This is a genomic window from Paenibacillus rhizophilus (assembly GCF_003854965.1).
Taxonomy (GTDB): Bacteria; Bacillota; Bacilli; order Paenibacillales; family Paenibacillaceae; genus Paenibacillus_AQ; species Paenibacillus_AQ rhizophilus.
In genome coordinates this window covers 204,282-218,164 of sequence record NZ_RQPI01000003.1, presented here as the reverse complement: position 1 = coordinate 218,164, position 13,883 = coordinate 204,282, and the positions used below count along the sequence as shown (strand labels likewise).

The following is a 13,883-nucleotide window of genomic DNA, read 5'->3' as shown; positions in this document are numbered from 1 at the left end:
CGCTCCTCTATTCCTGAATGATGAATCCGTGACGCTGAAACGTCAGCTTGACGGTGTCTATATCTATTTTTTTAAGCTTGATTCCTTTGGCCAATGTCATGAAACGTCCGGCCGTTTGCAGCATGCCCGGCTTGGCGATATCCTGGAAGCCCAGTTCGATCATAATGTCCATCACTTCGGGATCACGGCTGACCAGATCGAATATCGATTCGTTTATACTCAACGGTTTATGCACACGGCTTCTCCCCTTACCGGCTTCTTGGTGAATAGGTTCGATATAATTGAGAACTCTTCTCAACAACAGATTAGCATGGGCAAAATAGAGGGATAGTGATTTCAATCACAAAGTATGTAAAACTCCTGCCGGACTGGTAAAGCGAACAGCTTGTATATTCATATATTTTAAAAAAACGCCGCCGTTACGGCAGCGCATCTTTCAGCTTCTCCCCCGCTTCGCGCAGGGAATCAAACGTTCCCGCGTCGCTCCACCACTCTTTGAGCACATCGTAGCTCAGCTTGCGGTCCGCCGCGTACAGATTGTTGACATCGGTAATCTCAAGCTCCCCCCGCCGGGAAGGGGAAATCCGCCGGATAATATCAAACACGGCCTTGTCGTACATATAAATACCCGTTACGCAGTAGCTCGTCTTCGGCTGTTTCGGTTTTTCTTCAATATGGGCAATCCAGGCTGAGTCTGTGCTGTCGAAGACGGGAACACCATACCGCCGCGCATCCTCCACCGGTTTGAGCAGCACCTTGGCGGTTCCCTCCGGCTGCCGGAGATAGCTGTCCACATAAGGAGTAAGATCCTCCGTGAATAAATTGTCTCCAAGCAGCACGACAAACCGCTCTCCAGCGGAAACAAAATCTTTTGCAAGCTCCAGCGCCTCGGCGATTCCGCCAGCGGCTTCTTGAACTTTATACGTCAGAGACACGCCAAACTCGGCACCGCTTCCCAGGAAATCCGTATACATTCCGGCAGACTGTCTGCTGATTACAAGAAGAATGTCGGTGATGCCCGCCTTTCGCAGCCGGTCAACGCCGTAACAGATCATTGGATACTTGCCGACCGGAAGCAAATGCTTGTTCATCATCCGGGTCAGCGGATAGAGTCTCGTTCCCTTTCCGCCCGCCAGTATGACTCCTTTCAAAGCCCATTCCTCCTCACATGTAACCTAAATAAATTGCCTGGGATCGACTCCCCATTTTTCAATATACAATCCGCGATTTCGCTCGATCAGTTCATTCCATCCGGAACGATAGACCTCCTTGAAGCTCGCGCTTCCCTCATGATGCACCAGACAGTCGCCGGCGATCAGCAGCCGGTAGCCCTGAAGACGGGTTCGCATGCAATAATCGTCGTCCTCGTAATGCCCCGGAGAAAATCTTTCATCAAACAGACCTACCCTTGTGAGCACTTCTCTTTTGAATAAAAAACATAAACCGACCAGCCGGGTCGTCTCGCTCCATTTGGAGGGATCGGAAATATTCGCCGTTTCCGCCGCCGCGTGGAACCCGGTAATATCCGTATAACAGGTGTCAATCTGCTGCCGGCCGCTTGCATAATTCGTCACGGGACCGACAATACCGATATCCGGAGCACTGTACAAAGCGGCTTTCAGATTGGCCAGCCATCCCTTCGAGACAATGACATCATTGTTGAGGAGCAGCAGTTCATCTCCGGATGCCAACTGAAGACCGTGATTGCAGGCAACCGGGAAGCCGGCGTTGGCGGGCAGGGAAATGAATGTAATCTTCTCTCTGCGGCAGTATTCCGCCGTCCCGTCACTTGAAGCATTATCCACAACGATCAGTTCATAAGGCTTCGGCGTGTGCTGGTGAATTGCCTCCACACAGCTCCGCAAGAGGCCCAGCCCGTTAAAGGTCGGAATAATAATGCTGGTCCGTGTCATATTCCGTTCCTCCATGCCGCAAGCAGTCGGCGGCTGTCCGCCCCGTTCTCTTGCCAGGGCAGCCCTGACGCGCCTCGGGCGAGCAATTCAGCAAGCGCCTCGGCATGATCGCCGATAATCAATTGTTCCACGCCGTTTCCCGCCCCCGTATTCCCATTGCGAATCCTGTTCCGTTTGATTACATTAACCGTACCCGCGTTCTGTACGTGCAGTTTCTCCAATATGGCGGCGGCCTGAGCCTTGGGCGGCACCGACAGCGCCTGGGGCCCGACAACATCCACGATCCTTCGGGACAGGGCATGAGGCACGGCGGTCATGGAACCTGCTCCCAAGTCTTCCCGGCCAAGCGCCATGTTCAGAAACATTTTGCAGCGGGTAACGTCGTCGCATTCCCCGAACACCGGAAGCAGCGGATTCAGATCATTAAGCGCCACATCCGCTCCCCGGTCCACGGCGGCGGCGAATGGAAACAGCGCCGGAGCGGGGATGGCCATGTCGCCATCGAGAAACAGCAGGATGTCGCCTCGACTGATCTTCGCGCCAATCGCCCGCCCTACATCGTGCCCGGCCGCATCCGGACAGTGAACGACAATTGCCTTGTCGGACTGCCGCGCCCGCCGGAAGCTGTTATCTACGCAGCCGTTCAGAACGACGATGATCTCCTCCGGCTTCAGCCGTTCCGCTTCTTTCAGCACGGATCGCAGGGTTGTTTCCTCATTGCATGCGGTAATAATGACCGACAGCTTCCCGCGCAGCGCCGGCGGACGCCATACCGCCTTCCCGGAGCTCCGTCCAGCGGTTCTTAATCCCGATCCTGCGGCGGTTCTGCCGATTGTCCGCCCCGATCCGGCCGCTCTGACGCTCTTCGGGCCTTTTCGCATTCGAAGCTTTTGCCGCTTCGCAGTTCCGTGTAAGACGCGCATCCGGCGGGAAGCGGAGGCTCTGGACCTGCCGGCAGACTTCGGATGAATTCCAATTCTCATGAGTCTATCACCTCACCATTTCCCGCCGCCGTGTCCCGTCGCTGAATCCGGCTCTCTCGCCTCCGCTCTCCAGCACAAGAGAAATCGCTCTGAGATGATCCGCGACAATAATCTGCTGCAAGGGGTCCGTTCCGTCCGCCTTTGGGCGGATGACGTTCATTCGGCCGACAGGCACCTTATGTGCCGCTTCTATCTTGAGGCCTTCCAGAATAGCCTTGGCTTGCGCCACCGGCGGAGAAGATAATATCCCGCTGCCAAGCGTGTCCAGCGCCCTGCGGCTCAGCGCGTGCGGAACCGCAGTCATCGAGCAGCCCTTTAGATCCGGACGGCGCAGCAGAATATTGAGCGCATGCTTGGAGAGCACAACCGGATGGGGACGGGAACGGTGAACCGGTCCGGAATAATCGTTCAAGGCGATGTCTGCGCCTCCTTTTACAGCCGCCATGAACGGGCGAAGCTGTGAAGCAGGAATAACAAGATCGCCGTCAGTAAACAAAAGAATGTCACCCTTCGCCGACTCCGCCCCGACGCTGCGGCCAACATCGTGTCCCAGCGGCTCCACGTAGGAAATCACACGCCCTCCGCAGGACGCGGCAATCTCTGCAGTGCCGTCCGAGGAGCCGTTGACTACAACGATGACTTCACAGCGCGAATGAACCTTTCTTGCTTCCGCGATGGCCGCCGCAATCGTGCCTGCTTCATTCATTGCCGGAATGATGACGGACACAAGCGGCTCCGGATGGTTGCCGGTGTACAAAGCTTTATGAGACCGGGACACGCGGCGTACAGAACTGCGCCGGGAGGGGCGGGAGCGCTTTACTCTTCGCTTCATGCTCATTCATCCTCCTTGCAGAGCATTCCCCCGGGGCGGGGTTCATCACAGTGTATGTAACGAATTGCCGTCGGCAACGGCCAACGTCTAGGTTTGTCAATATACCGGGCAATTTGGGATGAACTAAGCAGAAATATGAGGAAGAGGACAAGCATTAAATTTATTAAGAAAAAGCGCAGCCTCGGGCTGCGCTTTTCGTTCTTGCAATAATGGGAACGAGCTATAAATAATCCTGCCCTTCAAACGACGATGCCATGCCCTTAATCGAATAACCGGTCCTCGGGAGCGGGCTTCACCGCAGGGGCGCCGATGGCGATCCAGGAAAGGACGCCGTAAAAATGCTGAGTATCGCGCAGACGAACAACTTGAAGTATGGCATCTGCGCTTCCCCTGCTTTTTAATGAAGCATAGAAGAAGGGCTGGTTTGTCATGGCAACCATCACATAGCCCGTGTGGCCGAACGGCTCATCGAAGGTCACCGTCACATCCACGCTGTCCGAGCCTGCGGCGAACAAGAACGCCGACATTCCGAACTGCTGAAGCGTCGACCGGTTTCCCGCGCTACGCACCGGATTGAAGGTCAGATGCTCGGGGCTCACCGCTTCCCGCATCAGATGCTCCCCTCCGACGGAGGATGGGGCAAGATGCTGGCTCTGCACGCTCTCTTCCTCCAAATGGCGGGACTGAATGGAGAGGGGAGCGATCTTCGAGCCGTCCACCGCTTCATCCTGAAGCTCCGCTCCGCCTACCGCGCCTTCCGTCAGCAGGTCGCTGCCGATGCTCTTCGGCGCAAGCTTGCTTCCGCCAATCGAGCCGTCGGGCAGCAGTTCAGGAGAGCGCACCTCCTCGGCCAGATGCTCCAGCGTAATCTCTCCCGCCGCAATATGACGGCCTTCCACCGAGCCTTCCGCCAGATGCTCCGATTGAACGGCCGATTCAGCCAACTGTCCGCCGCCGACGGAAGAAGGAGCAAGGTGATAGCTCTGCACGCTCGCCTCTTCCAGATGGCGGGACTGAATGGAGAAGGGGGCGATCTTCGAGCCGTCCACCGCTTCATCCTGAAGCTCCGCTCCCCCTACCGCCCCTTCCATCAGCAGGTCGCTGCCGATGCTCATCGGCGCAAGCTTGCTTCCGCCAATCGAGCCGTCGGGCAGCAGTTCCGGGGAACGTACTTCCTCAGACAGATGCTCCAGCGTAATCTCGCCCGCCGCGATATGGCGGCCTTTCACCAAGCCATCCGCCAGATGCTCCGATTGAACGGCCGATTCAGCCAACTGTCCGCCGCCGACGGAAGAAGGAGCAAGGTGATAGCTCTGCACGCTCGCCTCTTCCAGATGGCGGGACTGAATGGAGAAGGGGGCGATCTTCGAGCCGTCCACCGCTTCATCCTGAAGCTCCGCTCCCCCTACCGCCCCTTCCATCAGCAGGTCGCTGCCGATGCTCATCGGCGCAAGCTTGCTTCCGCCAATCGAGCCGTCGGGCAGCAGTTCCGGGGAACGTACTTCCTCAGACAGATGCTCCAGCGTAATCTCGCCCGCCGCGATATGGCGGCCTTTCACCAAGCCATCCGCCAGGTGCTCCGATTGAACGGCCAATGCGGCCAAGTGCTCGCCATAGATGGAAGAGGAAGCGAGATGATAGCTCTGCACGCTCTCTTCTTCCAGATGGCGGGACTGGATAGAGAAGGACGCGATCTTCGAGCCGTCCACCGCTTCATCCTGGAGTTCCTCTCCGCCTACTGCTCCTTCCGCCAGTTGGCCGCTGCCGATGGTCTTCGGCGCAAGCTTGCTTCCGCCAATCGAACCGTCGGGCAGCAGTTCCGGGGAGCGAACTTCTTCGGACAGATGCTCCAGCGTAATCTCGCCCGCCGCAATATGGCGGCCTTCCACCGAGCCTTCCGCCAGATGCTCCGATTGAACAGCCGATGCGGCCAGCTTGGCGGAATGGACGCTGCCGTCCGCGAGCTTGGCGGCCGTTACCGCGAAATCGCCGAGTTTGTCGCTCGTTACGCTCTCGGGCGACAGCTTGAGCGAAGTAACCGCATGATCCGCAAGATGTTGGGACTGAACCGCTTCTGCGGCAAGATGATAGCTCTGCACGCTCTCTTCTTCCAGATGCCGGGACTGGATGGAAAAGGGCGCGATCTTCGAGCCGTCCACCGCTTCATCCTGAAGCTCCGCTCCCCCTACCGCGCCGTCGGCCAGCCGGTCGCTGCCGATGGTCTTCGGTGCAAGCTTGCTTCCGTCAATCGAGCTGTCGGGCAGCAGCTCCTGGGAGCGAACCTCAGCAGACAAATGCAGCAGTTTTACGCCGCCGGGAATGATATGACGGCTCTCAACGGAGCCTTTCGCCAGATGTTCTCCCGTGACGGTTTCCGCCCCCAAATGCTCGGAACCAACAGCTCCTTCACCAAGCTTGCCGGCGGTGACGCTGCCGTCCTGAAGCTGGGCGGACGAGACCGAGTCCGGCAGGAGATGGCTCACGCCGATGGACAGGGAGCAAATATGCTCGCCGCCGACAATACCGGGGGACAAATGCTCCGACTGGAGTGCTCCAGCCGCGATGGCTTCCTTCCCTACCGAGCCTGCTGCCAGATGCTCCGATTGAACAGCCGATTCAGCCAGTTTAGCGGAATGGACGCTGCCGTCTGCGAGCTTGGCGGAAGTTACCGCGTATTCGCCGAGTTTGTCGCTCGTTACGCTCTCGGGCGACAGCTTGAGCGAGGTAACCGCATGATCGGCGAGATGATGGGGCTGAACCGCATCTGCGGCAAGATGATAGCTCTGCACGCTCGCTTCTTCCATGTGGCGGGACTGGATGGAGAAGGACGCGATCTTCGAGCCGTCCACCGCTTCATCCTGAAGCTCCGCTCCGCCTACCGCTCCGTCAGCCAGCCGGTCGCTGCCGATGCTCTTCGGCGTAAGCTTGCTTGCGTCAATCGAGCTGTCGAGCAGCAGCTCCGAGGAGCGCACTTCCGCAGCCAGATGCTCCAGCGTAATTCCGCCCGCCGCGATATGGCGGCTTTCAATAGAGCCTTCCGCCAGATGCTCTCCCGTGACGGATTCCGCCCCCAGATGCTCGGAACCAACAACTCCTTGACTAAGCTTGCCGGTGGTGACGCTGCCGTCCTGAAGCTGGACGGAGGAGACCGAGTCCGGCAGGAGATGGCTTACGCCGATGCTCAGGGAATGGATATGCTCGCCGCCGATAATGCCGGGGGACAAATGCTCTGACTGAAGCGCCCCCGCCCCGATGGCTTCCTTCCCTACCGAGCCTTCCGCCAGATGCTCCGATTGAACGGCCGATGCCTCCAAATGTTCGCTGCCGACGGAAGAGGGAGCAAGATGGTAGCTCTGCACGCTCTCTTCTTCCAGATGGCGGGACTGAATGGAGAAGGACGCGATCTTCGAGCCATCCACCGCTTCATCCTGAAGCTCCGCTCCCCCTACCGCACCGTCGGCCAGCCGGTCGCTGCCGATGCTCTTCGGCGTAAGCTTGCTTGCGACAATCGAGCTGTCGAGCAGCAGCTCCGAGGAACGCACTTCCGCAGCCAGATGCTCCAGCGTAATTCCGCCCGCCGTAATATGGCGGCTTTCCACCGAGCCTTCTGCCAGATGCTCTCCCATCACCGATTCTGCAGCTAAATGCTCGGAGCGGACAACTCCTTCACCAAGCTTGCCGGTGGTGACGCTGCCGTCCTGAAGCTGGACGGAGGAGACCGAGTCCGGCAGGAGATGGCTTACGCCGATGCTCAGGGAATGGATATGCTCGCCGCCGATAATGCCGGGGGACAAATGCTCTGACTGAAGCGCCCCCGCCCCGATGGCTTCCTTCCCTACCGAGCCTTCCGCCAGATGCTCCGATTGAACGGCCGATGCCTCCAAATGTTCGCTGCCGACGGAAGAGGGAGCAAGATGGTAGCTCTGCACGCTCTCTTCTTCCAGATGGCGGGACTGAATGGAGAAGGACGCGATCTTCGAGCCGTCCACCGCTTCATCCTGAAGCTCCGCTCCACCTACCGCACCGTCGGCCAGCCGGTCGCTGCCGATGCTCTTCGGCGCAAGCTTGCTTGCGTCAATCGAGCTGTCGAGCAGCAGCTCCGGGGAGCGCACTTCCGCAGCCAGATGCTCCAGCGTAATTCCGCCCGCCTCAATATGGCGGCTTTCCACCGACCCTTCCGCCAGATGCTCTCCCGTGACGGATTCCGCCCCCAAATGCTCGGAGCGGACAGCTCCTTCACCAAGCTTGCCGGCGGTGACGCTGCCGTCCTGAAGCTGGATGGAGGAGATTGAGTCCGGCAGGAGATGGCTCACGCCGACGGACAAGGAGCGGATATGCTCGCTGCCGATAATACCGGGCGACAAATGCTCCGACTGAAGCACGCCCGCCGCGATGGCTTCCTTCCCTACCGCTCCTGTCGCCAGATGCTCCGATTGAACAGCCGATTCAGCCAGTTTGGCGGAATCGACGCTGCCGTCCGCAAGCTTGGCGGCTGTTACCGAGCAATCGCCGAGTTTATCGCTCGTTACGCTCTCTGGCGACAGCTTGAGCGAGGTAACCGCGTGGTCCGCAAGATGATGGGGCTGAACCGCATCTGCGGCAAGATGCCAGTTCTGCACGCTCGCCTCTTCCAAATGGCGGGAGTGGATGGAGAGAGGGGCGATCTTCGAGCCGTCCACCGCTTCGTCCTGAAGCTCCGCTCCGCCTACCGCCCCTTTCGCCAGCCGATCGCTGCCGATGCTCTTTGGCGCCAGCTTGCTTCCGCCAATCGAGCCGTCGGGAAGCAGCTCTGGAGAACGCACTTCCGCAGCCAGATGCTGAAGTGTAACCTCGCCCGCCGCGATATGGCGGCTTTCCACCGAGCCTTCTGCCAGGTGCTCTCCCATCACTGATTCTGCAGCTAAATGCCCGGAGCGGACAGCTCCTTCACCAAGCTTGACGGCGGTGACGCTGCCGTTCTGAAGCTGGATGGAGGAGACTGAGCCCGGCAGGAGATGGCTCACGCCGACGGACAGGGAGCGGATATGCTCGCCGCCGATAATGCCGGGGGACAAATGCTCCGACTGAAGCGCGCCCGCCGCGATGGCTTCCTTCCCTACCGCTCCTGCCGCCAGATGCTCCGATTGAACGGCCGAGGCGGACAGCTTGGCGGAATGGACGCTGCCGTCCGCGAGCTTGGCGGCCGTTACCGCCAAATCGCCGAGCTTGTCGCTCGTTACGCTCTCGGGCGACAGCTTGAGCGAAGTAACCGCGTGGTCCGCAAGATGATGGGGCTGGACCGCTTCTGCGGCAAGATGGATATCCTTTACCGCTCCTGCCGCCAGCTTCTCCCCCGACACTGAGCCTGGCTGAAGGGCAATGGGGGCTACGCTGTTCTTCCGCAAATGCCGGCTGTCTACCGCTCCCGTGGCCAGATGCTCGGCATCCACCGCGGCGTCCTGCAGAACGCGGGCACTGACGCTGGAATCGGTAAAATGCTTCTCTTCCACTGCGCATAACGCAATATGTTCTCCGCTTACCGCACCGGGGGCAAGAGCAAATCCGCCGACCGCACCGGATGCCAGCTTGCTTGCAACGACGCTGCCGTCCGCGAGCTTGGCGGCGGTAACGCTCTGCGGACGAAGATGTCCTGCACCCACAGCTTCTCCGGCGAGTTCTCCGCCCGTAACGGCTCCTGCCGCCAGATGCCGGGAATGCACCGCGTCGTCTTTGAGATGCGATGATCCAACCGCACCGGCCCGAATCTGTTCTTCACCTACAGCTTCGGGCTGAATGTGGGCGCTGCCCACGGCCTGGGGCGCAAGGTGGGAGCCGCGCACGGCGGACTTGGCGATATGGCGGGATCCCACAGCCTCGTCTGCCAGCTTGTGCCCGAGTACGCTCTGGTCGGCAATCTTGGATGAGGTGACCGCCTGCTCCACAAGCTGCGCCGTACCGACTGCGCCTTCGGCCAGCTTGGTGTATGTCACGCTCCGGTCCGCCAGATGACGGCCGGTTACCGCTCCGCTGGCGATATGCCCGCCGGAGACGCTGTCCGATGCAAGATGCGAACTCTGTACGGACTCTCCGCCAAGCTCTCTGGAACCGACTGCGCCTTCGGCCAGATGGACGCTGCCGATAATGCCGAGCTGGATCTGTTCGCCGCCGATCACCCGGCCCGTGAGCTGTTCCCTGCTGATCGCTCCCGGCGCAAGATGCTTCGCTCCGATAATGCCTTCTCCCAGATGGCGGGCGTCTATTGCGCCATCCTCCAGCTTCGCGCCGGAGATCGAGCCGTCTTCGATGACGTCGCCGCCGACCGATCCGTCGGCCAGCTTGGAACGGTCAATGAGACCGTTCTCCAGGTGGCGGCCGCCAATCGCACCGCTCTGGATTTTGTCTCCGGTAACCGAACCTTCCTCCAGCAGCTCGTTGGTGACGACGCATTCGCTCAGGTGGCGGCTTTCAATCGACCGCTCGGCGATCTTGCTGGCATCGATCAGCCGGTCGGCCAGCTTCTCGGGGCCGATACTGCCCTCCTTCAGCTTCTCGCCGCCGATGGAGTGGTCCAGCAGCTTGCCGCCGGACACGCTGCCCTCGGCCAAATGCTCGCCGGACACGGATTCCGGCGCGATCTTAACCGAAGTTATCGCCTTGTCCGCGATATGGATGGTCTGCACCGCATAGTCCTGAAGCCATGGAGCGCCGATGATGCCCGGCTTCAGCTTCGACCCGTCGATGCTGCGCGGAGCGATTTTCGGTCCGGTTACCGCTCCCTCCGACAGGTCGTCGGTATATACTTTCCTCTTCTCTTTCTCCAATTTCCAGGCAAAGGGCACCGTCTCCGCTTTTGTCTCGGGTGCTGCCTCCGTTTTTGTCTCGGGTGCTGCCTCCGTCTTTGTCTCGGCGGCTGTCTCCGCTTTTGTCTCGGCGGCTGCCTCCACTTTTGTCTCGGCGGCTGCCTCCACTTTTGTCTCGGGAGCTGTCTCCGCTTTTGTCTCGGCAGCCGCTTCCTTCTGCCCGGCAGAAACCTCCACAGGGTCCACAGTTAACGCGGAATGCAGCGCCATCGCCTCTTTTTCCCATTCGTCATCCGTCTTGAAAGCCGGAGCTTTCGCTCTTTCACCGCTTTCCGTATCGACCTTCCCCGACTGCTTTCGCCCGTCTTCCAATATACTCAATTCCTTGATGCTGGGGTTATCCACAAAATAAAGCCGTTTCTTCGCCTTGCTTGGCAGCTTCTTTCCGGATCTGCTCACAAGCAGTCCCTCCCTCCGCTGTGTTATCGCCTAAGCATCATATGCACGGGAACGGGCGAATGACACCCTTTTCCCATCCCGGACGTCAAACTTGGCTGCGAGAGAACGCATCCCGCTTCTTAGGATAAGCGAATTCGGTTTAGCGAACAGCACTGCCGGAATAGAGGAAGAACATGAAAAAGGGCTTCTGTCACTCGCTCATTCGTCCACCCTGACAGGCCGGTATGCACATATCCTAAAAGAAGAGGTAAGAAGAAACGGCTGAGCCGCAAGGCACAGATCACCAACCGGGAGGGATCGATCAATGGAGCAACGACTCGTCGGTATACTGCTGAATGCCGCTGCGCACCGGGGCATTCCCCGGGGCAAGACGGGATGGGAGTCCCTTGCTTGCTATGAGGAAGCCGCAGCCGCCTACGGCCTGACTCCCTGCTATTTAAAGCTGTCGGACATCAATCCCGGCTCCGGTTACAGCATCGCATATATCAAGGGTCCCCGCGGTTATAAGAGAATGGCCGTACCGATTCCCCAAGCCATCCATAACCGTGCCATATATCCTCCCGGAAACGCCGGAACCGAGCGGCTGGCCGCCTGCGGGGTGAAGGTGTTCAACCGGTGCAGCCGGTACGGCAAGGATGAGATTCACCGGCTGCTGGAGCTTGATTCCGAGCTTCGTCAACATCTTCCCGATACGGAGGCTGGAAACGAGGGACTAAAGAGAATGATGGAACGGCATTCGGATCTTATTCTGAAGCCCCGCCGGGGAAGTGTCGGAAAAGGGGTCATGCGTCTGAGACGCGAAGACAAGGAAAGCTGGGCCTTGGATTATCTGCATAATGGACAAATGATCACGGCGAATATCGATCCCTCCAGACTCCCATTTCCGCTGCTGGACCGTATTGACGCCGAATCTTATCTGATCCAGGAGCGCATTCCGCTTGCGGAGGCGGACGGACGCCCCTTTGACTTACGGGTCACGGTCCAGCGCGGATGGGGCGGCGAATGGGCCGTCACCGGCCTCTTCGCCAAGCTGGCGCCCCGCGGAGGCTTCGTCTCCAACATCGCCCGCGGCGGAGAAGCGGCAGAAGCCGCTTTGGCGCTGGAGCAGGCCTTTTCCAGCCGCGCCGCCGCCCATTACCGCATGTCGGCCTCCTGGCTGGCCCTTGCGGTGGCGCGCTGTCTGGAGCGCAGCCTGCCCGGGCTGGCCGATATCGGGCTCGACATCGCGATTACGCAGGACGGGCAGCTTTATTTCATTGAATGCAACGGACGCGACCAGCGGTACGGATTTTACAAGGCGGGGCTGCCGGAGATTTGGAAGGAGAGCTACCGGCGTCCGATGGGGTATGCGCGCTATTTGCTGGACGGCGGAGGGATGCAATGACGTTATTGATTTGTCTTCTATTCTATGTCAATATAATGCAGAGCGGCCGGGGTCCACTGACCCGGGGCTGCTGTATGACGGAAGGGAGACTAAGCATGGTTAAACGACTGCTGCGGCTGATGACCGAGCTGTCCTCGCACAGATGGATTTCCCGTATAATGGGCGCTTTTTCCCACAGCAGGATCAGCCGCTTGCTTATCCCGGCATTTATCCGGACCTATCATATCCCCGCTTCGCAGGCGGAAAAAGACCCCAGCGAATACGCCACGCTCAACGAGTTCTTCAGCCGGAGGCTGAAGCCGGGCATGCGGACCATCACGGAAGAGACGGACGCTGTGGCAAGCCCTGTTGACGCGATGATTACGGCGATGGGCGACATTTCTTCCGGAACCATTTTGAATGTAAAAGGGCAGGATTATAAACTCGAGGAGCTGCTGAACCATTCTCCTCACCAGGAGCTTTATAAGAAAGGCTTTTTTTTCGTGCTGTATTTAAGTCCGACCGACTATCACCGCATTCATTCCCCCGTTACCGGAAAAATGGCGGAGAGCGACTATATCCGCGGGCGCTGCTATCCCGTCAATGAATTCGGCATGAGGCATATGAAAGGCGTGCTGTGCCGCAACGAGCGGCTGATTACCTATATTGCCCACAGAGCCGGCGAAATTGCGGTGGTCAAGGTTGGCGCTATGAACGTCAGCAGCATCCGCTATTCCGACGAGAGCAAAAGAGCGTGGGAAATCGGCGAGGACCTCGCTTACTTCGAGTTCGGCTCGACGGTGGTCCTGCTGGCCGAAAACGGGATTTTCATCCCCCGCCCGGGACTTGAGCCCGGCATGAAAGTGAAAATGGGCGAAATGCTCGGATTTTTGCGGCCGTCCGGATAGAAGATCCGCCGAGCGGCTCAAAGCCCGTTTCGCGGCATCAAACAGCCCGGCAGATAGACAGGAGAAAGTCCATACGCCAGGGCTGCTTTTTTTTCACATTAGCGCGCATTCGGGTTATTCCTCATTCTGCCAGATAGGTTAAGGACTCTTCTCCTTGCCGTGGCGCCGAGGATACGTTAGAATTACTCTTTAAACGTGGCCAACAGGTCAATAGAATTTAATACACTAAAAAGTGAAAGCGCAAAGGTGAACCATTATGTTCGAGGTAAAAAATTCGAAGCTTAGCAACGGGGAATTCAATAGAGGCATATTTGCAACACGGGATATCGCAAAGGGTGAACTTATACATGAAGCGCCGGTCATTCCTTATCCTAATGAGGACCATGAGTTCATAGAAAAAACCATACTTGCAGATTATGTGTTTGAATATGGCGCCAACCATACCGCAGTTCTCCTGGGCTATGGCAGCTTGTTCAATCATTCCTATACTCCCAATGCCACGTATGATATTAACTTCAAGAATCACACATTTGACTTCTATTCGTACACGGACATCAAAGCGGGGGATGAGATACTAATCAACTATAACGGTGATGAGAATTGCGATGATCCTCTATGGTTTAATGAACCCGATGAGAAAAAATAA

Annotated in this window: 9 protein-coding genes; 3 read left to right on the top strand and 6 right to left on the bottom strand. The window is 58.3% G+C overall.

The window, feature by feature from the left end; genetic code table 11:
* Positions 1 to 7: 7 nt before the first annotated feature.
* The 6 genes from EH198_RS08210 to EH198_RS08185 form a co-directional block, all read right to left on the bottom strand.
* Positions 8 to 223 carry a DUF1858 domain-containing protein gene (locus tag EH198_RS08210; RefSeq protein ID WP_246014150.1) on the bottom strand — a complete coding sequence of 72 codons (216 nt, stop codon included), beginning with the start codon at positions 221 to 223 and terminating at the stop codon, positions 8 to 10.
* 196 nt (positions 224 to 419) lie between these two features.
* Positions 420 to 1,151: a sugar phosphate nucleotidyltransferase gene (locus EH198_RS08205; RefSeq protein ID WP_124695061.1), complete on the bottom strand. Its 732-nt coding sequence runs from the start codon at positions 1,149 to 1,151 to the stop codon at positions 420 to 422.
* Positions 1,152 to 1,175: 24 nt separating this feature from the next.
* A complete protein-coding gene (locus tag EH198_RS08200) occupies positions 1,176 to 1,913 on the bottom strand; it encodes a glycosyltransferase family 2 protein (protein ID WP_124695060.1) in 738 nt (245 codons plus the stop codon).
* Positions 1,910 to 2,896, bottom strand: coding sequence for a glycosyltransferase family A protein (locus EH198_RS08195; RefSeq protein WP_246014149.1), 987 nt, complete (start codon positions 2,894 to 2,896; stop codon positions 1,910 to 1,912). Before EH198_RS08195 ends, EH198_RS08200 begins: the two co-directional genes overlap by 4 nt.
* Positions 2,897 to 2,903: 7 nt before the next feature.
* Positions 2,904 to 3,728 carry a glycosyltransferase family 2 protein gene (locus EH198_RS08190; protein ID WP_342772029.1) on the bottom strand — a complete coding sequence of 275 codons (825 nt, stop codon included), beginning with the start codon at positions 3,726 to 3,728 and terminating at the stop codon, positions 2,904 to 2,906.
* Between the two features lie 260 nt (positions 3,729 to 3,988).
* Positions 3,989 to 10,966: a WIAG-tail domain gene (locus EH198_RS08185; protein WP_124695058.1), complete on the bottom strand. Its 6,978-nt coding sequence runs from the start codon at positions 10,964 to 10,966 to the stop codon at positions 3,989 to 3,991.
* Positions 10,967 to 11,270: 304 nt separating this feature from the next.
* On the opposite strand from EH198_RS08185, the gene EH198_RS08180 reads away from it, so the two are divergent.
* The 3 genes from EH198_RS08180 (at position 11,271) to EH198_RS08170 (ending at position 13,883) form a co-directional block, all read left to right on the top strand.
* Complete coding sequence (locus tag EH198_RS08180) at positions 11,271 to 12,350, top strand: YheC/YheD family endospore coat-associated protein (protein WP_124695057.1); 1,080 nt, start codon at positions 11,271 to 11,273, stop codon at positions 12,348 to 12,350.
* Positions 12,351 to 12,445: 95 nt separating this feature from the next.
* Entirely contained in the window at positions 12,446 to 13,237 is a 792-nt protein-coding gene (gene asd, locus EH198_RS08175; protein ID WP_124695056.1) for an archaetidylserine decarboxylase, read from the top strand.
* 256 nt (positions 13,238 to 13,493) lie between these two features.
* Positions 13,494 to 13,883: an SET domain-containing protein gene (locus EH198_RS08170; RefSeq protein ID WP_124695055.1), complete on the top strand. Its 390-nt coding sequence runs from the start codon at positions 13,494 to 13,496 to the stop codon at positions 13,881 to 13,883.